The sequence below is a fragment of the Bowmanella pacifica genome, assembly GCF_014645355.1.
Lineage (GTDB): Bacteria > Pseudomonadota > Gammaproteobacteria > Enterobacterales > Alteromonadaceae > Bowmanella > Bowmanella pacifica.
Genome location: NZ_BMLS01000003.1, coordinates 341,136 through 364,876 on the forward strand (window position 1 = coordinate 341,136; position 23,741 = coordinate 364,876).

Annotated in this window: 19 protein-coding genes; 4 read left to right on the forward strand and 15 right to left on the reverse strand. The window is 49.0% G+C overall.

Translation table 11 applies throughout. From position 1 onward, the window contains the following. Window positions 1-98: 98 nt before the first annotated feature. The 4 genes from IEX02_RS11530 to IEX02_RS11545 form a co-directional block, all read right to left on the reverse strand. Window positions 99-1,784, reverse strand: coding sequence for an alanine/glycine:cation symporter family protein (locus tag IEX02_RS11530; protein ID WP_188694966.1), 1,686 nt, complete (start codon window positions 1,782-1,784; stop codon window positions 99-101). Between the two features lie 169 nt (window positions 1,785-1,953). Continuing rightward, complete coding sequence (locus IEX02_RS11535; protein WP_188694969.1) at window positions 1,954-3,078, reverse strand: M14 family metallopeptidase; 1,125 nt, start codon at window positions 3,076-3,078, stop codon at window positions 1,954-1,956. Window positions 3,079-3,328: 250 nt separating this feature from the next. Further along, a complete protein-coding gene (locus IEX02_RS11540) occupies window positions 3,329-3,817 on the reverse strand; it encodes a TlpA family protein disulfide reductase (RefSeq protein ID WP_188694971.1) in 489 nt (162 codons plus the stop codon). Window positions 3,818-4,013: 196 nt separating this feature from the next. After that, window positions 4,014-6,209: an Ig-like domain-containing protein gene (locus IEX02_RS11545; protein WP_188694974.1), complete on the reverse strand. Its 2,196-nt coding sequence runs from the start codon at window positions 6,207-6,209 to the stop codon at window positions 4,014-4,016. Between the two features lie 128 nt (window positions 6,210-6,337). Here IEX02_RS11545 and IEX02_RS11550 point away from each other — a divergent pair, with 128 nt between their 5' ends. Further along, complete coding sequence (locus IEX02_RS11550; RefSeq protein WP_188694976.1) at window positions 6,338-7,684, forward strand: dicarboxylate/amino acid:cation symporter; 1,347 nt, start codon at window positions 6,338-6,340, stop codon at window positions 7,682-7,684. A 455-nt stretch (window positions 7,685-8,139) separates the two neighbouring features. Here the strand turns inward: IEX02_RS11550 and sohB are convergent, their stop codons facing one another. Both sohB and IEX02_RS11560 read right to left on the reverse strand, forming a co-directional pair. Further along, window positions 8,140-9,168: a protease SohB gene (sohB, locus tag IEX02_RS11555; RefSeq protein WP_188694979.1), complete on the reverse strand. Its 1,029-nt coding sequence runs from the start codon at window positions 9,166-9,168 to the stop codon at window positions 8,140-8,142. A gap of 105 nt (window positions 9,169-9,273) precedes the next feature. Beyond that, window positions 9,274-11,850, reverse strand: a complete 2,577-nt coding sequence (locus IEX02_RS11560) for a VolA/Pla-1 family phospholipase (protein WP_188694982.1) — start codon at window positions 11,848-11,850, stop codon at window positions 9,274-9,276. Between the two features lie 297 nt (window positions 11,851-12,147). Here IEX02_RS11560 and IEX02_RS11565 point away from each other — a divergent pair, with 297 nt between their 5' ends. Beyond that, entirely contained in the window at window positions 12,148-12,891 is a 744-nt protein-coding gene (locus tag IEX02_RS11565; protein WP_188695701.1) for a YciK family oxidoreductase, read from the forward strand. Window positions 12,892-12,961: 70 nt separating this feature from the next. Here IEX02_RS11565 and glnS read toward each other — a convergent pair whose 3' ends face one another. Further along, window positions 12,962-14,626 (reverse strand): glutamine--tRNA ligase, encoded by a 1,665-nt coding sequence (gene glnS, locus IEX02_RS11570; protein ID WP_188694985.1) that lies wholly within the window; start codon window positions 14,624-14,626, stop codon window positions 12,962-12,964. 183 nt (window positions 14,627-14,809) lie between these two features. Here glnS and IEX02_RS11575 point away from each other — a divergent pair, with 183 nt between their 5' ends. After that, window positions 14,810-15,448 (forward strand): hypothetical protein, encoded by a 639-nt coding sequence (locus tag IEX02_RS11575; RefSeq protein WP_188694987.1) that lies wholly within the window; start codon window positions 14,810-14,812, stop codon window positions 15,446-15,448. Further along, window positions 15,441-16,208: a DUF3307 domain-containing protein gene (locus tag IEX02_RS11580; protein WP_188694990.1), complete on the forward strand. Its 768-nt coding sequence runs from the start codon at window positions 15,441-15,443 to the stop codon at window positions 16,206-16,208. The genes IEX02_RS11575 and IEX02_RS11580 overlap by 8 nt, the downstream gene beginning before the upstream one ends. A gap of 2 nt (window positions 16,209-16,210) precedes the next feature. Here IEX02_RS11580 and IEX02_RS11585 read toward each other — a convergent pair whose 3' ends face one another. From IEX02_RS11585 to IEX02_RS11615, 8 genes are all read right to left on the reverse strand, one after another. Continuing rightward, window positions 16,211-17,638 (reverse strand): GGDEF domain-containing protein, encoded by a 1,428-nt coding sequence (locus IEX02_RS11585; RefSeq protein ID WP_188694993.1) that lies wholly within the window; start codon window positions 17,636-17,638, stop codon window positions 16,211-16,213. 269 nt (window positions 17,639-17,907) lie between these two features. After that, the gene (gdhA, locus tag IEX02_RS11590; RefSeq protein WP_188694995.1) at window positions 17,908-19,260 is read right to left on the reverse strand and encodes an NADP-specific glutamate dehydrogenase; all 1,353 of its coding nucleotides are present in this window, start codon (window positions 19,258-19,260) and stop codon (window positions 17,908-17,910) included. Between the two features lie 482 nt (window positions 19,261-19,742). Continuing rightward, window positions 19,743-21,071 carry a serine hydrolase domain-containing protein gene (locus IEX02_RS11595; RefSeq protein WP_188694998.1) on the reverse strand — a complete coding sequence of 443 codons (1,329 nt, stop codon included), beginning with the start codon at window positions 21,069-21,071 and terminating at the stop codon, window positions 19,743-19,745. 26 nt (window positions 21,072-21,097) lie between these two features. After that, window positions 21,098-21,478, reverse strand: coding sequence for a hypothetical protein (locus tag IEX02_RS11600; protein ID WP_188695000.1), 381 nt, complete (start codon window positions 21,476-21,478; stop codon window positions 21,098-21,100). 141 nt (window positions 21,479-21,619) lie between these two features. Beyond that, window positions 21,620-22,066, reverse strand: a complete 447-nt coding sequence (locus IEX02_RS11605) for an amidohydrolase family protein (protein WP_229702199.1) — start codon at window positions 22,064-22,066, stop codon at window positions 21,620-21,622. Beyond that, a complete protein-coding gene (locus IEX02_RS20365; RefSeq protein WP_229702200.1) occupies window positions 21,996-22,424 on the reverse strand; it encodes an amidohydrolase family protein in 429 nt (142 codons plus the stop codon). The genes IEX02_RS11605 and IEX02_RS20365 overlap by 71 nt, the downstream gene beginning before the upstream one ends. A gap of 128 nt (window positions 22,425-22,552) precedes the next feature. Continuing rightward, window positions 22,553-22,942, reverse strand: coding sequence for an HIT family protein (locus IEX02_RS11610; RefSeq protein WP_188695006.1), 390 nt, complete (start codon window positions 22,940-22,942; stop codon window positions 22,553-22,555). A 206-nt stretch (window positions 22,943-23,148) separates the two neighbouring features. After that, window positions 23,149-23,676: a cytochrome b gene (locus IEX02_RS11615; RefSeq protein ID WP_188695009.1), complete on the reverse strand. Its 528-nt coding sequence runs from the start codon at window positions 23,674-23,676 to the stop codon at window positions 23,149-23,151. Window positions 23,677-23,741 lie beyond the last annotated feature (65 nt).

The following is a 23,741-nucleotide window of genomic DNA, read 5'->3' on the forward strand; positions in this document are numbered from 1 at the left end:
GGACGGTGGAAGTGCAGAAAATGCAGGAGCAACTTTTCTGCCCGTCCCTCCATGGACATACAACAAGCGCGGCCTGGGCCGCGCTTTTCATTCTGTTATCAGGCTTGGTCTTTATTCGCCTGTTTATCCTTGAAATCGCGCCAGTACTCGTTGACCGTCTGTTTCATTTCCTTATGCAGGACCATGATACCGAACAGGTTCGGCAGGGTCATCACCACAATGGCCACTGCGGCAAGATTCCAGACTAATGTGGTATCAGAGAATGAGGCCCAGAAAAAGCCAGCCACATAAAACACCCGATACGGCATCACCGAACGCGGCCCTAACAGGTAGGTCATGGCACGGTCGCCGTAGTAGGACCAAGCAATCGCCGTGGAGAAGGCAAACAACAAGAGACCAATTGACACTATGTACTTGCCGTACTCACCAAAGAAGCCACGAGTAAAGGCCAAGGTGGTCAACTGCGCTGAATGCACCAACGACTTACCTGACACCAGGATATTGTCTTTCAGTAAGCGGCCGTCTTTAACATTCAAGGTGCCAGTGAATAAATCCTCTTTGGCATCCACACTAAACAGCACATCCTCGGCGATAGAGCGCGAGTTGATGATAGTAAAGTTACGGCTTACCGCTTTACCGGATACCACTTCAATCTTGCCGTTAAAGGTTTCAACGCTGTGCGCTTTCTCGTTGTTCAGATACAAAAACAACTGGTGACGGTCCTCATCATTTTGTTCTGAGTACTGGCCGGCCAGAATAACCATATCAGCCCGCTCAAACTCATTGTCAAACTTCTCTTTCCAGACACCGGAAGACAAGATAACCAGACCGGTCAGCGTACAGATAATAATAGTGTCGATAAAAGGCTCCAGAATGGACACCATTCCCTCGGACACGGGTTCATCAGCTTTGGCGGCGGCGTGAGCAATAGGCGCGGAGCCCTGACCGGCTTCGTTAGAAAACAAGCCCCGGTTTACACCGCGGTTAAAGGCGTAGGCGATAGTGGCTCCCAGGAAGCCCCCAGCCGCTGCCGAACCGGTAAAGGCATCAGAAATCACGGACGCAAAAGCCGGCCCGATGTTTTCATAGTTGTAGAAAATCACCGCCAGTGCGCCGATCACATACAAGACCGACATAAAGGGCACGATTCTGGACGTCACTTTAGCAATACGGTGAATGCCGCCCAGAATAACCAGCGCCAGCAACACAGCCAGCACACCACCGGTGAGCATTGGCTCCAAACCAAAGGTGGCCTGCATGCCCTGAGCAATGTTGTTAATTTGTGGCAGGTTACCGGTACCAAATGAGCTGATAACGGTGGCAATGGCAAAAGCAACAGCCAGCCATTTCATGTTCAGGCGACGGTCCATATAGTACATGGGGCCACCTGCCATGGTGCCATCTTCGGTTTTTACCCGGTATTTATGCGACAGCGTGACTTCGACAAACTTGGTGGTCATCCCCAAAAAAGCCGTAGCCCACATCCAAAACAATGCAGCAGGCCCGCCTAAGAAGATAGCAAACGCCACCCCGCCGATATTCCCCGTTCCCACGGTACCTGACAGCGCCGTTGTTAATGCCTGGAAATGGGTGGTATCCCCCGGCGCGCCTTTTCTGTCCAGCTTACCGGTCACCACCAGCCAGGCATGTTTGAAATAGCGAATCTGCGGAAAACCGAGATAGAGTGTAAAAAACAGACCAACGCCCAACAGCACGTAAGGAAACCAGGCGGCGCTGCCTAACAGGCCGTCCAGTGAGAGTAAGAACTGATTAAAGGATTCCAACGCTTTCCCCTTTTTTTATCGTTATAGAGATAAAGGCGGATAACCACCTGTTGCTAAAATAGTGGGGCCTGTTTGCCCCACCCTGCGGTCAAGCCGCTTATTATTGTAGTGGGAAGTTTTTCTTCCCTTATTTTGGCCGGGCACATTGTCCCGGCTGGTATTTTTTTCGTTATAGTTGATTCAATACCGCGCGCATGGCAACCAGCACATCCTTGCCCAATTGCTTACTACGCTCTGGCGACCAACCATAGGCTGCGCAAGGTAACTCAGCGTTGTCCTTGAACGGCATTTCCAGGGTATAGGACAAACATTCAAAGTCGTTACCCACAGCGTTAGAGCCCACGGTTAAGTTGGCCTCACCTGGGTTGTCCTTGGGATAACCGTAGGTATCCTGAAACTCTGGCGTTGCGGTGAGCAAAGCCTGTTTAAAGGTGCTCTCTAACTGGGCAATTTTATCGCTGTAATTGGGGATACCTTCCCCACCTGCGACAAAATTGTAGGGTAGTGCTTCATCACCGTGCACGTCTAAGAACATATCCACGCCGGTTTGCTGCATTTTATTGCGCACGTGGAAAACCTCAGGACTGTTCTCCAGCGACGGATGTGCCCATTCACGATTGAGGTTGACGCCCTTGGCATTAGTACGCAAGTGTCCGCGCACTGAACCATCCGGGTTCATATTCGGCACAATGTAAAACACCGCTTGGTCCAATAGCTGTCTTGCCAGACCATCATCTTCATCCAATAAGCGTTCCAGCAACCCTTCAACCAACCATTCGGCCATACTCTCACCAGGATGCTGACGGGCAACCACCCATACGGCTTTTTTTCCTGGCTCTGGATGCCCAACCGTTAGCAATGACATATCGCGGCCATCCAGGGTTTCCCCCAAATGACTTAATTCGCAATCAAAAGAAGTTTGCGCCCAGGCGAGTAAATCCAGGTGACGTTCATAGGAGTATGGCGCGAAATACGCATAATAGGTCGTGGCATATTCGGGCGTATGATCAATGGTCAGGGTGTCGCCATCAAACTCACAATCCACCCGGAACCATTCCTGGCGATCATAAGAGGCAACCGCCTGATATCCTTGCCAACCACTGGGATAGGCCGATTTGGCCAAATCACCGATATGCAGCTTATGATTCACCATCGCCTGGCTTTCTAAGCGAAAATGAAACCACTGATAAAAGTCAGATTGGTGATCTTTATTAATTCTCAGGTGAATATCGTCAGGGCTGTCAGCTCGTACAACCTGGATATTACCGCTATCAAAATTACAGCTTATTCTCATTGTTAATATGACGTTAGGTGAGTGACCGCGCTAATCTAACATAAAGTACAACAATTCTCACAAACTAAAAGGCTGCAACTCCGCGCCTCACGCGGCCTAGCTGTGCTGTATGTATCGCGTCTTTTACACTGAATATCAGTGGCCATTGCCGGGGCAGTGCACGATTTGATAACAAAATAGTCGCCCTCAGCCAATCTACTGTTTTGCAGGCTCAATAAAAGCCAAGCAAGCCTCCTATTGCTTAAAACGCTTACAAGGCTAATGCTTGCCTGACTTTCAGCCCCATAGTGGTGCTGTATCCCATATCACTGGCGACCACCCGCTGGTCAGCATCCAGCACATAATAAGTGGGATAACCCAGTACTCTGAATTGTTGTTTTAACCCTTCATGGCCAATCAATACCTCTCCTGCCACCTCATTGTCCCGGACAAACTCACTGATATCTTGAAGGGATGCATAGTCCATTGCCACTCGGCGAACCACTAAGTCGTCATTATCCAGCGCTTCCAGATTGCCAATGCTGGCGGCACAAACTGCACACCAGGGCGCGAAGAAATAAATTAAGGTGGGTTTACCTTCTTCGGTTAACGGGCTGCTGCCGCCAGAGAGCAATGGCAGATGAGTGTCAGGCACCTGATTACCGGTTTCCAGCAGATTCCGGGTTTGCCATTGGTATAAACCGCCAAGGGCGACCAACAGCAATAACCAGCGTAACGACGAAGAAAAGAATTTTTGCATATTCTGCAGCAACAAACTTAGGGTAAAGATGGCACCTTAGAATAAAGTGACGCGCCAAGACAACGTGCTCGGGTCGAGCAGTCGGATAACGTCGACCGTTTTCCCATCATCAATATGAACTCCCACAGACAGACAGGCCAATAAAAAACCGATGCAGTTGCATCGGTTTTTCATATTTATGAACGTTCAGGCTGACTTACAGTCTGTCGGTACATGTAAGGCCGCGACCAAACCAGTTAGGTGCCATACTGCCGTTTTCGTTATTAGCCTCTTCAGCTGAGTAATCCAACCTATAGCGCTGATCTTCGGCATCTTCGCTACGCGCTGATTCACTGTTAACCTGAATAACCACTGACGTCCATGGCGCTCTGTCTTTAGGATAGCGATACTCCAACGTGGCACGACCATTTTCGTCGGTAACGTTGTTGTTATCAGCGAACTTCAGCGTACCAATGATGCCAGGGGTCAGGAAGGTATCATTGTTAGTGTCCTCGCCTGCATCCAATACACCATCGGCATTGATATCTTCGTTATCACAAGTCACGGTCACAATAGGTTCCCACACTTCTAATATCGCATTCCATTGCCAATAACCTTTTGAATAGCTACCACCAAGGGTAAGTGGCAGAGGCATCACTGAGGCAGTCAAGCGTACATCTTTAGCAGGTGTTCCGTTTGAGGTGCTAACGAATACTGCAAACTCTTTCATATAGGTGGTGTTATCGCCTTCGGGCACCACAATAAAGTTGCCAGTCCCAATAGTGATATCAAAGGCTCGGGCACCAACAGTTAAATCGGTGAATCCGCTGACCGCGGGAGTATCCGCCACGGTGGCCGTTACTCTGACCGCTTCATTACTGGAGACGGCTTCAGAGGTAAATACGGTAGTGGCAACCCCACGGCTATCTGTTACACCCGAGTTAGGAGACAGCTTACCCGATGATGTGTCATCAACAGTAAAGTTAACTTGTTTGCCTTTTACCAGATTGCCATCAGGATCTCTGACTAACGCGGTAATAGTGGCAGTTTGGCCATCGGGGCCAACTACATCAGGGGTTGCATCAACGATAATGCTATGGGCAACTGTGGCAACAAACTCGACTTCTGCTCTGGCGGTGACAATATTGCCATTAGTATCCCGGCCTTCAGCAGAAATGGCTGATACGCCCGCATTGCTGGAACGAATGGTCACTGACGCTTGCCCCGAACCATTAGTGACCACCGAGCTGTTATTAAACTGACCGCGAGAGGCGTTGAAAGTCACAGTACCGCCCTGATAAGCGATGCCATTTTTGCTCCAGTTGATGGTAATAATGGCGTCAGTATTAATAGGTATTTGCTTAATCGTGGTGTTGGATAGGCCCTGGAAAGCAAAATTATCCTGCTGAACATTGACAGTGAAGCTAGCCTGGGCATTTAGCGCAGAGGCGGTAATAGTGTCCTGCCCCGCAGCACTTGCCGTATAGCGAACTAAGATTTGACCATTGCCATCGGTTCTCAGATTTGTGGTATCTCCAACAAAGTTGCCGTTGCTTGCCGCTAGGCTGACTGGTGCATTGTTAATACCTTTACCATCAGAATCGGTAACACTTATCGCTAGCTCGGCTTCATCATTAACAATAACCGAAGACGGCCCATTGATTCTGACGCTGGTTCCCACGACTTTAACCATCAGGGTTTGCTCTTTGCCGCCAGCCACAGCTTTTACTTCAATCTCGCGATTTTCCGCTTCATTCAATGTTGTCAGCATCTTGCGAGCGGTACCGTCATCAGCGGTAACTGCGCTACCAGGGCTTAGCTGACCTGAAGAGGCTGAAAACTGAACCTCAATGCCTTCAAGCAGGGCATTGGCACTGTCTTGCACCAAAGCAATCAACTCGATTTCATCGGTTCCTGAAGACGGTAACTGCGTAGAGCTGGCAAACAGACTCAATTTGGCAATATCAACGGTAGTGGAATTGCCATCACCGGCCGAATCAAAAGATAACGTAGCTTCGGTATTGTCAGTCAACCTGGCAGAGAGCACCACACTACCCTTCTTGCCACCAGCAAGAACCTGCACTTCAGCGACCCCATCACTATTGGTGGTGTCACTGCCTTTAGACAAACTGGCCACTTCGCCATCAGCCAAAGTAAAAGTGACAGTAACGCCAGACTGAGCACTTCCGTCTTTAGTAACCTTTGCTTGCACTGTCCAAGGTGCAGATGCAGACAGTTCCCCGTTCACATGATCTACAGCGCCACCTTGTTCATCCACCACAGAAAAACTGATGCTATATGTGCTGGGGGTTGGATTACCACCACCGTCATTGCTCAGCGAACCGCCGCCGCCGCAGGCAACGAGCATAAGGCTCAATAAATAGATGGCTGCGACCTTAAGGGTTGACGTCATTCTTTTCTCCCTAACCTCTGTTTGTCTTTGGAATAAGCTGTTTGGTTGAATTCGATGTTTTTTAAGTTCAGCTTATCCGGCAAAATTGTTAGTCTTAGCCGCTTATAACTATAACGACTTGGACATCTATGGCCTCTACTGCAACAAAGTACAGTCTCACCACCAGAATTTTCCTCGGCATGTTAGCCGGGATCCTCGCAGGAACCCTGCTTCGAGCCCTGTTTGATGATAGCGGAGATTTCACCTTCCGGGTATTAGGACTGGAGATTTCTACGTATACGCTTCTGGTGGAAGGTATATTTAATATCATAGGTAAAATCTTTATCGCCAGCTTGCAAATGTTGGTCGTCCCGTTGGTTTTTGTCTCCCTGGTATGTGGTACCTGTAACCTGTCCGACCCTAGTAAACTAGGGCGTCTGGGCGGCAAGTCAATTTTACTCTACTTATTGACTACTGCGCTGGCGATCAGTTTGGCAATTTCTTTCGCGTTACTGGTTTCACCAGGCGAAGGTATAAACCTGGATACCAACACAAGCTTTAGCACCAAGGAAGCCCCTTCGTTATCCGACGTTATTATTAATATGTTCCCCACCAACCCCATTAATGCCATGGCACAAGGGAACATGCTGCAAATCATTGTTTTCTCGGTATTGTTTGGTATTGCAATGGCCATGTCTGGCAGTGCAGGCAAACGCCTAGGTGATTTGTTCGAAGATTTGAACAAAGTTGTCATGCGTCTGGTGACCATTTTGATGAACCTGGCCCCTTATGGTGTGTTCGCCCTAATGGCCAAACTCTTTGCCACCATTGGCTTTGATACGTTTGCCAGCCTACTTAAATACTTCTTCCTGGTGCTGTTTGTATTGTTGGTCCATGCCTTTGTGTCCTATCCCATACTGCTGAAGGTGCTGGCCGGTTTAAATCCGGTGATTATGATTCGCAAAATGCGTGATGCAGCCTTATTCGCCTTTAGTACTTCAAGTAGCAGTGCAACTTTGCCGGTTACGCTGGAAACGGCCCGCAATAAGCTGGGTGTGAAAAACACCGTGGCGTCCTTCACCGTGCCTTTAGGCGCCACCATCAATATGGATGGCACCGCCATTATGCAAGGGGTAGCGACGGTGTTTATTGCACAGGTATATGGCGTAGACCTGTCTGTGTCTGACTACCTGATGGTGATACTGACCGCCACCCTGGCGTCAGTTGGCACCGCAGGCGTGCCTGGTGTCGGCCTGATTATGCTGGCCATGGTGCTACAGCAAGTTGGCTTACCGGTTGAAGGTATCGCGCTGATTATTGGTGTTGACCGTTTACTGGATATGACACGTACCGCGGTAAACGTGACTGGGGATTGTACGGTTGCCTGTATTGTGGCGAAAAGCGAAGGGGAACTGGAATTGGATACCTACAATGATCCCAATGCCGGTGCCCGTGAAGAGAATATCGATTTCGATCATTTCGACCATAACAAGTAGCTCGAGCTAACCCATAAAAAACCGCGGTAATCCGCGGTTTTTTATGTCCAGGGATGGACGGTATGCTGACGTGGTAGGGAACACTCGTCAGCGATGTCCAGGGATGGACGGGCCGAAAAGTTGCCCCTGCATTTTCCGCCCTTCCGCCATCCCTGGCGGTCGGCAGAAAAGTTGCTCCTGCATTTTCTGCACTTCCGCCATCCCTGGCGGTCGTATACGGCGTGGTATGGACATTCGTCGGTGATGTCCATAGATAAGCAGAAATGTTCCCTCGGGGTTATCGTGGATGCACTCTCCCCTGCCTGTTTTAAACCGCCCTTAGCAGTAAAAAAAACCACGACACTCATGAAAAATACCAAGGCGAATTGTATCGACTAAAGAAAAGATGTGAGGCGATTTAGGCTTGCCGTCCCAGCTGAATGCTGGGGCGGCACAATGTATAAAGGAGGGAGTTTTTATAAAGGGTGCTGGGACTTTTGCCAGAGTTTGCCCAAAGTGGACTCCAGTGCAATTCCTGCGCTTTTACCCAACTTTTCCATCAGGTTTTTCTTCTGTGTGTATTTAACCTGGAAAATTTTCTTATCCTGATTGGCTTTGAGTAACAAATCATCTGATGTCTGCAGCTCATCGACCAATTTCAATGCCAATGCCTGGCTGCCATACCAGTATTCGCCGGTAGCGACTTTATTCAGATCCAGTTCGCTGCGGTGCTCCTGCACAAAAGATTTAAACAGCTTATGTACTTCTTCGAGCTCTTCACGAAACTTCTGACGGCCTTCGTCATTGTTTTCACCAAACACCGTTAAGGTACGTTTAAACTGCCCTGCGGTATGTTGCTCCCAATCTATATCGTGTTTTTTCAACAACTTATTGAAGTTGGGTAGCTGAGCAATCACGCCGATAGAGCCAATAATGGCAAACTTAGAGGCGATCACTTTATCAGCCACACAGGCCATCATATAACCACCGCTGGCAGCCACCTTGTCCACAGCGACCGTCAAACGGATATTGGCATCACGCAAACGCTGGAGCTGAGAAGCCGCCAGCCCATAGCCGTGTACTACACCACCGCCACTTTCCAAACGCACCAATACTTCATCTTCTGGTTTAGCAATACATAAGATGGCCGTAATCTCTTCGCGCAAAGCGTCCACTTCATGCGCATCCATTGAGCCTTTAAAATCCACCACAAATAAATTGGCTTGATGTTTTTCGGTTTCCTCTTTGCCTTTTTTCTGTTCAGCTTTCTTTTGCTTTTTGTCAGCTTTTTCCTGCTTTTTCCATTCATCCTTACTGAGGATGAGCTGACTGGCATGCAATTTCAGCTCATCCAGACGCTCTGATATTGAACTGATTTCCAGCTCTCCTTTGCCAGCCTTTTGACGACTGGCCAGCCCGATAACACCACCCACAGCTAATAACAGCGCCACCACCAAGGTTGCCGCCTTAGCAGCAAATAGTCCGTATTCGTAGAGAAATTCCAAGATTCGTTACTCCCATCATTTTTTGCCCTTTGTATGTGGGGGCAATCTACATAAAAATAAAGCCAGGTCAAAGACCTGGCTTTATTATCTGCACAAAACGGCGGTTTATTGGGCAATCACGCTGGTATCTGTGATTTTTATCAAGTTACCTTTTGTCGCCAGGAAGGTCGCCACTTGCCGCTGCATTTCCACCGTAGCTGCCGCACTTGGACCTGGATCCAAGATTGAACTGTGCGTTCCCTCGGAAATCTGCACTAAGCCACTGCCCTGCGTATCCGATACCACTGGAGGCCACAAGCCAGTTAACTTGGCCAGCGGCTCAGTGCCGCCCAAAGGCAGGCTGGTACTGTTAGGTACAACCTGATCCGGCAGATTGATTTCGCCACCATCGCCAACAATCTCCAACATATGCACAGGCGTGTTGCTGCCCAGCAGCGCTGCATAGTTATTAGGATCTGCGGCATCAATTAAGGTTTGGGTAGCAAAGGCAAAGGAGGCAAAAGTAGCATTTGCCTCAGCGAGCTGCGCGGGTGTTAATTGAGACTCAAACACAGGGTAGAAAGCCGCCAATAAGGCAGTAGTTACCTCAGGAATCCCATTGGCCTGCATATACTGCTGCAATGCGGCCTGGAACTCTGGAGAGGCAGCCGCCATCAGCGAACCTTTTACCATAGGACCGAAAGTCGCAGACTCCAGCGCAAAGCCGCCAATACCGCCTCCCGGATTCACCATACTGGCTGCATTGAACGAATACATACCATCGAAGTTAGCTAAATCACCGCCCAGAGTGGTATTCGCTAACGCAACACTGGCGGTTCCGGTGATGGCTCCCCATGAATGGCCCATAAAGGACACATCGGTACCATCAAGTAGTGTGCTGCTACCGTCAGATAAATCGACGTCGGCATTCAGACCAAGACGTAGGCCCATCACATCAACAATGCTTTGGCGCATGTTGTCCCGTCCGGTAAGCAGGCTGGCCAGATTCAGATAATCGGTTGGGCTGCCCCCCGTACCACCGGTGGCATTGATTGTCTTACCGTCAATCACAAAACCGCGGCTGCCATGTAAAGGATGGTCAATAGCTACAGTGGCAAAGCCAGCCAAGGACAATGCACCTGTTATCGCCAGCATGTTTTCTTTTTTGGAGGTAATGCCGTGTTGCAATATCACAACCGGCCAACCTGCAGCTGGCTTACTGATAGCGGGTTGCCCAAGCTGCTGATTAATTAGATTGGCATAGTTTGGATCAGGTACGGTGACCTGAACCGTCAATGTTTCTTTGCCATAACTCTTAGGGATAGGGCTGACTTTGGTTAAGTGGCGAGGGTCATCAAAAGCGATAACACCAGCCGTTTTCAGATCAAGATCAAACAACTGTCCCTGCGAGAGCGCCTGACACTGGGCATTGTAAGGCCCGGTTAGCCCAGCAGCGACCACATTGCCAATGGCTTCAGCGCCCATACTCTTTAACATGGCACCGTTAGTACAGGCAGCTCGCCACCAATCCGTAGTAGGTTCAGTTCTACTCAGGTAGTAATCAAGCTGAATAGAGCCTTGCTTCAAACCCGCCGCACAGTATGCACCCAATTGGGCAAAGACCTGCTGCGCGGTTCCGGCCGTCACAGGATCTGCACTTTGCAGTCCAGCCACCAGGCCCTGACAGGTATTCAAACCAAGGGCGCCCAGTTGTGCCCACATTTGTGCGCCCAGCGCGGTGGGCGCCAACACAGAGTAAGCATCAGGGGCAGGAGCACTGCCAATCTGGATAACGGGTAAATACTGGGCCGCCGCTTGTTGCGGGCTCATACCAGCACCAACCGCCTGTGCAAATTGTGCGATTTGCATAGACTTAACCGTGGACAACACTTTACCGGCTGACTGGGTAGAGAAATAAGCCGCGTAAGACACCTCTCCCCTGTCCAAACCTTCACCACCTAACAGGGTGATAAAGAAATTAAGGATATTCTGCAGTTGCTTTTGCGCATCAGAACCTAAGGGTGTCGTTTCAGGATCCTGAGAGGCCAGCTCCCAACTGGAGGAACCTTTAACCGGGCGACCATCACTGTCCTTAAGATCGTCAGTTACCACCAGCATGTACCCCTGACCGGGTTTCAGCGGTTTGAGAGGAATAACCTGAACGGATTGCACAGCACCGCTTTGGCCTGCCGGCATTTGCGCTATATAGTCGACCCCCCACACCAGCTCATCACCTAACACACAAGGCAATCCGGGTGCAGCAGCTTCTGCGGCAATAGCCTGACACAGTGGCTCCTGGCCCTCCAACGCTTGCGTTGACTCAAACAAGCGGACAGAACTGGCACTGACGCTGGACGCATCCAGGCTCACCCCTGCGGGTACATTAATATCAATTTTAAAAGGATGCTGAGTTGACCAACCATCCAGGGCCGTTAATGCAGATTGCGGATCGCCGGCATCAAAATCGGCATCACTGGCCGTGTTAATCGTAAAGTCAAAGAACCCCAAACTGGTGTCCGGGATCATCAACAAATCATTGGGTACGTTTAACTTGGAGGCGGCCGGATCGAACACTATCCTGGCAAAGGGTTTAGCCGGGGCCTTGTCGGCATCAGACTGGATGTCGCTGAAAGACTCACCGCCGCCACATCCTGCCAACCCCATGACTGAGGCTACTGCAGCGCTGATTACTAATTTTTTCATTGTGTCTCCCCAAAACCTGTTTTTTGTTCTTGTTCCACCATCCGACCGGGTTTTCCTTGTCGGCACTAGGGTAAAAGAGGCGCTTTGCTTGTATTTTAGCCGGTCAAAGCCGGGAATTTACTGAGTTATCCCAACAAGTATGACCAGTTAACGTTAATGCAATATTATTGACTTTGCTAGCCATTTGCAAAGTTTTGTTAATCGTTTGTGACAGAAGCCTGGGCAGGTATTTTTCTCATACAGCAGTCTAATTAAATGCTAGAATCCGCCGGTTTTCATGTATTTGGACTGTTATATATGCAGCAATATCACACCGCGGAAGATGCTCTACAGGATAAAGTGATCCTGGTAACCGGTGCTGGCGACGGTATCGGCAAAGTGGCCGCCCTTTCTTATGCCAAGGCTGGTGCTACTGTTATCTTGCTGGGCCGCACAGTTAGCAAACTGGAGTCGGTTTACGATGAGATTGTTAATGCCGGTGGACCAGAGCCGGCTATCGTGCCACTGGACTTGAACGGTGCCACCGCCACACATTATCAGCAATTTGCACAAACCATTCGCGAGCAATTCGGCAAGCTGGATGGTGTATTGCATAACGCCAGCTTGCTCGGCTATTTGCGACCTTTTGCGCAAATAGAAGAAAAAGAATGGCAGGATATCATGCAGGTTAATGTCACCAGCCAGTTCCTGTTAACACAAGCCTTGCTGCCCGTGCTGAAGCTTGCCCCTAAGGCATCGGTGGTATTTACCTCATCGGGTGTGGGCAAAACAGGACGAGCATATTGGGGTGCCTATGCGGTATCTAAGTTTGCCACTGAAGGTATGATGCAGGTATTAGCGGATGAATACGCCAACTCGCCGATTCGCTTTAACTGTATCAACCCTGGTGCCACGCGCACTAAAATGCGTGCCAAGGCCTACCCGGGTGAAAAACCAGAAAGCCTGAAAACCCCTGAAGATCTTATGCCACTGTATATTTATATGATGGCGGATGACAGCAACGGCGTGAATGGCCAGAGCGTCGACGCGCAACCTAAATAAAAAATCTCAGGCATAAAAAAAGCAGTGAATGGCCAACACCATCCACTGCTTTTATTGTTTTATAGCCGGGTTATCCCTGGCCTTCGATTTTCGCCCAGGTATCACGCAAGCCAACAGTACGGTTAAATACCAGGTTATCGGCACGCTTGTCCTTACAGAAATAGCCCAAACGTTCAAACTGCAACGCTTTACCCGGTTCGGCATTGACCAAACTCGGCTCGACTATCCCTTGCACCACCGTCATGGACTCAGGATTAATACTGTCGGTAAAACTTTCTTCACCGGCCGGATTTGGCACTTTAAATAAGCGGTCATATAAACGCACTTCAGCAGGCACACCCTGACTGGCCGATACCCAATGAATCACCCCTTTGGCCTTACGACCATCAGCCGGATCTTTACCTAAGGTATCCGCATCATAAGTGCAGTAAAGCGTGGTGATATTGCCCTGTTCGTCTTTTTCAGCCCGCTCGGCCTTGAGGAAATAAGCATTACGCAAACGCACTTCCTTACCCAGCACCAAACGCTTGAACTTCTTATTAGCTTCTTCACGGAAGTCTTCACGCTCGATATAGATCTCACGGGTGAAAGGCAGTTCGCGCTGCCCCATGCTCTCATCAGACGGATGGTTAGGTGCACTGAGCATTTCCACCTGATCGGCCGGATAGTTTTCAATCACCACCTTGAGCGGATCCAGTACAGCCATAGCACGGGCAGCATTCTGATTCAGATCATCGCGGATACAGGCTTCCAGCATGCCCATTTCCACCATATTGTCCATTTTGGTCACGCCGATACGTTTGCAGAACTCGCGAATAGACACTGGCGTATAACCACGGCGACGCAAACCGGCAATGGTGGGCATACGCGGGTCATCCCAGCCATCTACATGTTGCTCTTCCACCAGTTGAATCAACTTACGCTTGGAAAGTACCGTGTATTCCAGATTCAGACGGGAGAACTCGTACTGACGGGGATGACACTCGATACTGATGTTATCCAATACCCAGTCATATAAACGACGGTTGTCCTGGAACTCCAGCGTACACAGAGAATGAGTAATACCTTCAATCGCATCCGAAATACAGTGCGTGAAATCGTACATGGGGTATACACACCACTTGTCACCGGTCTGGTGGTGGTGGGCAAACTTCACCCGATAAATCACCGGATCGCGCATGCACATAAAAGGAGAAGTCATATCAATCTTAGCGCGCAGTACACAATGCCCTTCAGGGTATTCACCCGCGGTCATTTTGGCGAAATGGGCCAGATTTTCTTCTACTGATGTATCACGATAGGGGCTGTTCTTACCCGGCTCTTTCAAGGTTCCACGCAGTTCACGCATGGCTTCCTGGCTGGAAAAGTCTACATAAGCCAGGCCCTTCTCAATCAACTCCACAGCATAGCCATGTAAGCGGTCAAAATAGTCGGAGGAATAGCACACCTCGCCATCCCAGGAGAAGCCGAGCCAAGTCACGTCGTCCTTAATGGAATTAACGTAATCAATGTTCTCTTTCTCAGGGTTGGTATCGTCAAACCTCAGGTTACATTGTCCCTGGTAGTCCTGAGCCAAGCCGAAGTTTAAGCAAATAGATTTGGCATGGCCGATATGCAAATAGCCATTAGGCTCAGGCGGGAACCGGGTATGCACATGATTGTGTACCCCTTCAGCCAGATCCTTATCAATGATTTGACGAATAAAATTGGTCGGACGAATGTCGGTCTCGGCCATTACCACCCCTGTCGTTATTAGGTTTATTAACAAAGCGCTAGTATACCAGTTTGTGACGGGAATACAGCAGCCAGATAGCGGCTTTCACAGCCGAACCCCGCCGATTCATGTAACCCCAGTTGATTACTTAGCCAAAAGTAACTAAATTAGGTTACATATATAAAAGTAACCCCAGGAGGTTACATGACGAAATCAAAAGTCTATGCGGTTTTAACCGGCGACTTAGTGGCGTCCAGCCATATTCCCGCCAACGAATATGACGCCTTGCTTTATGCTTTGGACCAAACCTTACGCTATCTATGCCGCAAGAACGCTGGACAATACAATGTCTATCGTGGCGATGCCTTTCAGCTCCTGTTGAATAAACCACAAGACTGGGCCTACAGCGCCATCCTGCTTAGGCTTGCCATGCGCAGCCAGCAACAAGATTGCCGCTTAAGTGTAGGCATAGGTACTATCAGCAACCCGCGTCCGGACGTAAAAAGCGCCACAGGCGAAGCTTTTACCTTATCGGGTACCGGGCTGGACAGCCTGCCTCAGGGCCTGCGCATGAACGCCCAAAGTACAGAAGAAGACTTTAACTGGCATATGGGCATTACTCTGCGCCAAACCGACGCCTTGATATCGCAGATGACAGTGCGCCAGGCTCAGGCTTTACAGGAGTACCTGCTTCTTGAAGATAAAAGCCATTTAGCCGTGGCCAAACGCTTGCATACCTCCAGAGTTAACGCAACCAAGTTGCTTAACCAAGGCCACTATGATCTACTGATGCAGGTTATCCTTTACAGCGAACAATTAACCGACAGGTATTTTCATGGATGAACTGCTACTTATCCTGGCGTTGCTGACCGCCCATTTGCTTGGTGACTTTTTCTTCCACCCGGTCAGTTGGATCAATGAGCGCCTGGCTCACCATCACCGTTCACCCAAATTATTTTGTCATGCCTTAGTACATGCCTTGCTGGCCTGGTTGGCTATTTTCAGTTGGGAATGGGCATACGGCTGGGGGCCTGCATTCTGGCAGCCAATCTGGTTAGCCCTGCTGGTAGGGATAAGCCATTATTTCATTGATTTGGCAAAATCCTTTTGTCCGCCTTATGCCCGTTACTTTTTGCTGGACCAATTTCTGCATTTCATTGTGCTGATGGCCATTGCGATGCAATTGTCATCGCACTGGCCATGGCTGGCTTCACTGTGGACCTGGCTGTGGAGTCCCGCCCATCTGGTCGTCCTGGTGGCCTATTTACTGATGATGCGCCCAAGTTCAGTATTGATTGCGCTTTTACTTAGAAAGTGGACGCTAAACATTAACGAAGACAGCTTACCTAATGCCGGTCATGCTATTGGCGTGCTTGAGCGGGTGCTTATCCTGACGTTTGTGCTGCTGGGACAATATTCCGGCATCGGCTTTTTAATGGCGGCTAAATCCGTCTTTCGTTTTGGTGATCTTACCCGCCAAAAAGACCGACGACTCACCGAATATGTGATGCTGGGCACCTTGCTTAGTGTCAGTATTAGTTTGTTGCTAGGCATAACAGCTTTACATCTCAGCCAAGCTATTAGCGACATATTCATCACGTGAAATTAGCCTGGCTGTGAGCTTGCTCTGCAGGTGTCAGATGTACTGCAAGTCACTCTATTGCGCCCTGCCCCTTTACTTTGGTAAAGCGCGGCATCGGCATCAGCCAGTAGCCTCTCTAACGACACTGGCTCGCCGCGTTCGGCAAAACTTAATCCAATACTGGTTGTAACCTGCAAACTTACACCGCCCGGCAGCGCTACCGGCTGGCTAGCCACAGCCGAGCATATCCGCTGAGCAACGATTACTGCATCAGCTGGATGACAATTAACCAGCAGCACTGCAAACTCCTCTCCCCCCATACGTCCTATTAAATCCTTGGGCCTTAAACAGGTCTTGATTTGCGAGGTGGTGTCTTTAAGTGCTTTGTCTCCTGCGGCATGGCCATACTGGTCATTGATCAATTTAAAGTGGTCCAAATCAATCATCATCACCGCATGGGGATATTGTCTCTCCTCCACACTACGGGTAGCCTCAATCAAAAATGACGCCCGACTGGCAGCGCCAGTCAAGGCGTCATGGTTGCTCAGGTGTCGCAGCTTTTCCATCAATTCATTGCGATTACGTATCACTATTGCCAACATAATGGGGGCCACCGCCACAACAGAGGCGCCAAGACGAATAGAGAACAGTGCCGCATCATCCACACCACTGAATATCAGATGATAACTACTTGCCGACAAACTCAATAAAGCCAATACACTGCAAAGCAGCGTCAGTATCGCAGTACAAAACACCGAGTAAACCAATGCGCACCACAATAACGCCAATACCGGAAAAGCAACCGCCCCAGGCCCACCTATCAATAACATCGCCATACAAGACACCACAACAGCAAGAGCAGGCAGCCAGTCATAGCTTCGATTTCCCCATCTGTTTGGATAATACAAACTAACCTGAGACCAACTGGCAGAGAGGAAAATAGGTAAAATTGCGACGTAATTCACAACTTCGGTTATCCACCAAAATGTGAAACCGTTTAGCATGTTGCCATCAAAAAAATAGGGATTTGCCAAACTGCCAACCAGTCCGGCTGATACGCCGCCGCAGGCGGCTCCGAGCAAAATATACAGCATCGCCACTGGGTGTCTTAAGCGCAGTAGGTCAACAGATAAGCGACTTAAAATAAAGTACGCCGTTGCGATACTAAATAAGTTGGCGGCGTTGAGAATAAGGGCAATAAAAAGTTCACTACCGGTCAACAGATCGGCAAGCAAAAACGCCATAGCACCCGCCAGCCAACCTAACGGAGTGGCAATCTTTGGTACCCGTAACAACATCCCCAACATCAGCGCATTGGCGGGCCATACACTAGCCAGAAGACCAACAGGACGCGTCCATATCCCAAACAAACAACCCGCAAACACCAACACAAACAGAATAAAGGTAAGACGTAACGTTACACCCTTAGTTTGAGAAATAGACCAGCTCACAGTCACAACAGAATCACGGAAGCATAAACTAAGAATATGTATATATTGCTGGGTATTCCATTACAGATTGGTAATCAAAAGAGGTATAACCGTCGTGCAATGGCGCTTGGCCCTTGTGTGACGTGCATGTAGCGGGCTACCAGCTTCATCTATAAGCCGGTTCACCACTTAGGGAAGTATGCCCTTATCAGGCAGAATACTGAGCACCTTGGCGTGTTGGTGCTCAGCATTATCAAGGTAGATCCTAGATAGAAAACAGGTCGATGAATTTAAACAACGCCTTGCTCGATCATGGCATCCGCCACCCGGCGGAATCCGGCGATATTCGCGCCCAGCACCAAGTTACCCTCTTGGCCAAAGGCTTTGGCGGTGTCATTGGCGGTCACAAAAATATTTCTCATAATGTGCTGCAGTTGCTTATCCACCTGCTCGAACGTCCAGTTTTGCATACTCGCATTTTGCGCCATTTCTAACTGACTGGTAGCCACACCGCCGGCATTCGCCGCTTTACCTGGCCCGTAGGCAATACCGGCCGCGATAAAGGCGTTTACCGCTTCCTGAGTAGACGGCATATTGGCGCCCTCACTGACCAGCTTACAACCATTGGCCAACAAGCTTTGCGCATCCGCGCCGGTCAGCTCATTTTGTGTCGCACAAGGGAAAGCCGCATCAGCAGTGTAGCGCCATACCACGTGTCCATCTTCTGGATAGTCACTTCTGGGCGTATATTGGGCATCAGGATGAGCGTTGAGATACTCTTTTAAACAGCTGCGTCGCTCTTCTTTGAGATGCGTTACCAACGCTAAATCAATGCCTTTATCATGGTAAAGCGTGCCTGATGAGTCACTGCAAGTGACTGGCGTAGCGCCCAGTTGATAGAGTTTTTTCATCGCATAAATAGCGACGTTACCGGCCCCTGACACCAAGCAGCGTTTACCCTGTAAGCTGTCGCCGCGGTCTTTTAGCATAAAGTCAGCAAAGTACACCGCGCCATATCCGGTGGCTTCCTTGCGAACCAAAGAGCCGCCCCACAACAAACTTTTGCCTGTTAATACCCCCTCATAGCGGCCAGTAAGACGCTTATACTGACCAAACATATAGCCAATCTCCCGCGCGCCCACGCCGATATCACCCGCAGGCACATCCGTGGTGGGACCGATATGGCGATAAAGCTCATTCATAAAGGATTGGCAAAAACGCATAATTTCGCCGTCAGAGCGCCCTTTGGGATCGAAGTTCGCACCGCCTTTGCCGCCACCTATAGGCAACCCCGTCAAGGCGTTTTTAAAAATCTGCTCAAAGCCCAGAAACTTAATAATGCTGGCATTAACGCTGGGGTGAAATCTCAGCCCACCTTTATAAGGGCCAAGCGCCGAGTTAAATTCAATCCGATAGCCTTTATTGACCTGAATTTCGCCCTTGTCATCAACCCAGGGTACCCTGAACATGATCTGACGTTCAGGTTCGACAATACGCTGGATAATTGCCTGCTGTTGATAAATTTTATTGGTTTCCAAAATGGGCCCCAATGAGTCCAGCACTTCTTCCACAGCCTGATAAAACTCGGCCTGGGCCGGGCTGCTATGCTTTAAGTCCATGATCGTTTGATGAATATATGTCATCGTTTATTAACCCTTTTCCATTTTTCAAAAGTCACTAAATAACAAACAGTTAATCTGATTTTTTTAATTGTTATGAACGTTAGGTAGGGTCAAACCGATGCCAGTTTAGCTGGTTATACCATGGTGCATAAAAGCGCCGCCGCTATTAATGCGACTGCATGGTACTCATTGGCAAAGCTGCGTTTAGTTTTAATACGGCCTTCCCCGTTTATACGGAGTTTTTGGCCTATTTATCTGCAGTTAGAATTTATTTTCACACCAAATGAGCCCCCCAGTATCCTCAGCTGAAGGAAAATTACAAGTACGACTTTTAGGTAATACACTTAGAAAACCCGCCAAAAGCAGGAGAGAAGCGCTAAAAAAACAATGTTTTTATCAGTTTGTGAGGATAAATGCCCTCAGCACAGATTTTACTGAGGGCAAGCAGGGATATCGCGATACAGCATGTAAAGCCGTTCTACAAAACGTTGTTTGCAGGGTACTCAGGGCGAGGTCTGTTCCCTAAGCAAATGTTCAGCTAATGCCTGATAGGCCGCCAGAGATACGGGATCATTTGCGGCATTACCAGCAATGGGGTAACTGGCAAACCGGGCAATAACCATTTCGGCTTTTGGATCAATGTATAACGCCTGCCCGTGCACACCTCGGGCCATAAATGCACCATGAGTATTGTGAGTAACCCACCACATGTTTCGGTAACTCCAGCCTTTTAGCAAGGCATAACCGGCGGCAGCAAAATCTGTTTGGCTTGCACCCTTGCGAATATCAGCAATAACCGCCTGTGGCAGAATCTGCTGGCCGTTGAAGTAGCCGTCGTTTCTCATCATTTCCCCAAAGCGGGCTAAATCTCGCAGGCCCAGATTCAGTCCACCGCCGGCAAAGGGCGTGCCTATGGAGTCCACCGACATATAAGCATCCTGCTCCATCCCCATTTTTTGCCAGATTCGCTCCGACAATAACTGCGCTACATTCCTTCCTGTCACTCTTGCGATTATCCAGCCCAAAACATCGGTATTGGCGGTGCGATAATGGAAGGCTTCACCGTGCATCCCCTCACCAGTCACGGTTTTCAGAAAGTCATAGTAGGAACGAGGCCCCTGATAGTCTGCAGGCTTAGGTAACGGATTTCCCGCCGCCGCATGAGCCCACACTTCGGCGTTAGGATCCGCATAATCTTCGCTGAAGCGGATGCCGGTGGTCATATCCATCACCTGCCTTACTGTTGCCGAACCAAAGGCGGAGCTATCAAGTTCAGGAAGGTATTCCACCACTTTTTTGCTGGGATCTAACCTACCCTCGGCAATCAGTAACGCCCCCAGCGTCCCAACGAAGGTTTTAGTCACAGACATCGCGGCATGTTGTCCCTGTGGCGTTAACACACCGAAATAACGCTCATACACCAGGTTACCTTTATGCATGACCACTATGCCGTCGGTATAGTTTTCCAGTAGCGATGCCTGCCAGGTCATAGCAGAGGTGGGTCCAATAGGCGTAAACTGCACCTCATCCAGATCATCGCGCAATTTAGCCTTAAGTGGAGAGGCGTTACCTACCCCCCTGGAGACATTAACGGTAGGCATCAGTTGTCGGAAGTTCGATACACTCCAGCGCATTTGTGGAAAACGAAAATAGCTACCATCTTCAAAACGCAAAATTTTATCTGCCGGGGGCGGAGAACCCACCATCCACCCCAACTTAGCAGGATCGCTTTGTCGCGCATCCGGAAAGTCTGAAGAAGTTTGCGCTGTTGCTTGGCATGTAAACAACACACCAAGCCCCAGTGATAAAACCTTACTCAATAGCTTATTCATAATGTCTCCAGCACCGTGGGTGGGCTTTAAACCAAAAACAGCAAAACAGATATAATCAGTAGCACTATCCAAGCAGGATGCTTACCTTTGGTAGAGAACAGCCAAAATATTGATGAAACCAAAAAAGTCAGGCTAAGCATCCTCGCGATAATGAGCATAGGGTCTATGCGCGTATCAGCAAAGGCCAAACACAGCAGCGCAGCTCCCATTCCCCAACCGAGCACTGAGACTAAATGCCAGGAGGCCCATAACGAGCGAAACTGTCTGATACTCAAAAACTGCTTTACTTCATCAGACTTGATTGCGTTTAGATTAAAGCGACGAAAAATCAACACTTCGCCCAGTATGCTATGCGCAGCACCGAGCAATAGCGTAAGAATACCGGCAGTCACTAGATAGCTATTCATAATAATCCTTTTTCTTTCCAATCTTCCCTGCGACATTTTAGTCTTAGTCACCAAGCTGTAAAAAGACGCCCTGCTATGGGTTAAATTAACAGAGCGCTAGGTGCTTTCACATTCAAACAGTAATCAGTATAAAGTCATGAGCTATAAGGCCTCATAGACAGTTTTGCCCTCTTTAATGGTTTGCAACACCTTAATATCCATTATGGATTGCGGGTTTACCGTCAGCGGGTTGTTGTCCAAAATAACGAAGTCGGCAAGTTTACCTTTGACCAGCGAGCCTTTGCTGTCTTCTTCAAAATACTGCCAGGCGGCCCATTCTGTGACGGCCTTCAGTGCAATATACGGCGTGACTCGTTGCTCTTCGCCAATGACATCTCCACTTCGACTGGTTTGATTCACTGTGGTGTGAATAATCATTATGGCACTAGGCAAAGCAACCGGCGCATCATGGTGTTCAGTGAACTTCATGCCTCGGCGAAGGGCCGACTCCGTTGGACTGATATGATAAGCCCGTTCTTTACCCAAGGTTTCGTCGCGATGCCAGTCCCCCCAGTAGTAGGTATGCATAGAGAAAAATGACGGCAACATCAGCGCCCTCACCGTCAGGTGGGGGTAGTAGATTGGCCGAAAGCTTCTGGATCCCGGTATTGAATATATGACCGTGGGCATCGATAAAGCCAGGGAGCATCGTCTTACCCGCTAAATCGATACGATGCTTGGCCGTTGCGATATTGTCAGCCTCATCCAATTTGCCAACAAAGAGAATTCTGCCGTTTTTAACCAATAATGCCTCGGCATACTGAGGTGTATCCCCTTCCATAGTCAAAATGGCACCACCAAAATAAAGCGTATCGGCTTCTGGCGTTTTACTTACATTCTTGCCACAACCGGCCGCTAGAAACGCGGTTGCCACTAACGCCAATGTTCTATTACTGAAATATCTCATTAAATATGCTCCCTCATAACATCCCAAACAGATACCGCAGCCTTATGCCGCATCGCTTCTCAATATAGTTCACATTGGCAGGCTGGTTATCCTCATGCCTTTTACAGATAGTTAGACATTTTGACGCTTTAGAAATCAGCAAAGAGTTCGCTAAGTTCACTCACCTTGCGAATCCCCCCATCCCGGCTTTGCCAACCAAACTGATCGTCTTTAAATCGCGGGAAGATATGCAGGTGATAATGATTAAGTTCGTTAAAAAAGCCGTTATTTTGGATAAATGAGATGCCATCTGGCGCGAACTTTTGTTCAAGCCGGACATACAACTGCTTGGCAACCGACTGGATTTCTTCCAGCACATTGGCAGGTAAATCAATAAAGGAGGCATAAGGCTGCACGGGTGCGATAAGCAGATGCCCTGGGTTAATGGGATCATGGTCTGCAAAAGCGATAACACGAGCCGACTCATAAACAATCACGGCATCTACCTGCCGGGCAACAATCTGTTCAACCACTGTCATACACATCTTCTCCCTGAAATAGCAGTTTTAGAGCATAGCTGCCTATGCCAATACAAAGAATCAGAAAAACACTCAGTAACTAAAATCAAACTGTCTGGCCAGGGCATCAGCTTAAATAAAAAAGCCGCCTGCATAACAGGCGGCTTCAGACGCAAACAAATAACTCAAAAATAATCAGGCTCAGTTCGCTTTGCTTGTTTCTGCCCTTATCGCCACATTCTGCGGATAATGTCTTGCTTACCCGCATCATAGCGGTGCACAAAAGCCATCAATATATGACCCGCTATAAAAGCAAACAATGTCCAGCCCAGTAAGCCATGCCAGCCATTGCCTAGCTCAAGCATCCATTGGATCTTCTCACCTTCAAAGCCCGCCATCACTATGATGCCAAAGGCTTCAAATGTTCTGCCTGAGCCGTATTGACGAAGCAAGGCAAACAGCGGTACAGCAAACAACAGCCCATATAGCGCAATATGGCCTAATTTTGCCAGCATATTCACGGCGGCAGGACGGCTGGACATATGCATAATGGCCCACACAATGCGAATCACCATAAACACAAAGATCAGCAAACCAACCGGTTTGTGAGTTGGCCACATAAACTGTTCAATGGCGCTATCCTCCATAAAGAAACGCGCAGCTGAACTACCGCATTGCCACACTATCAACAGCGCCATTCCCCAATGCAAAAATCTGGAAATAGCACCGTAGCGGGTTTGGTTATCTCTCAACATCTAAAAGCTTCTCCTTAAACAAACCAGGCTATTTTACCCGCTGAATGCGTCAAACGGCATCACTC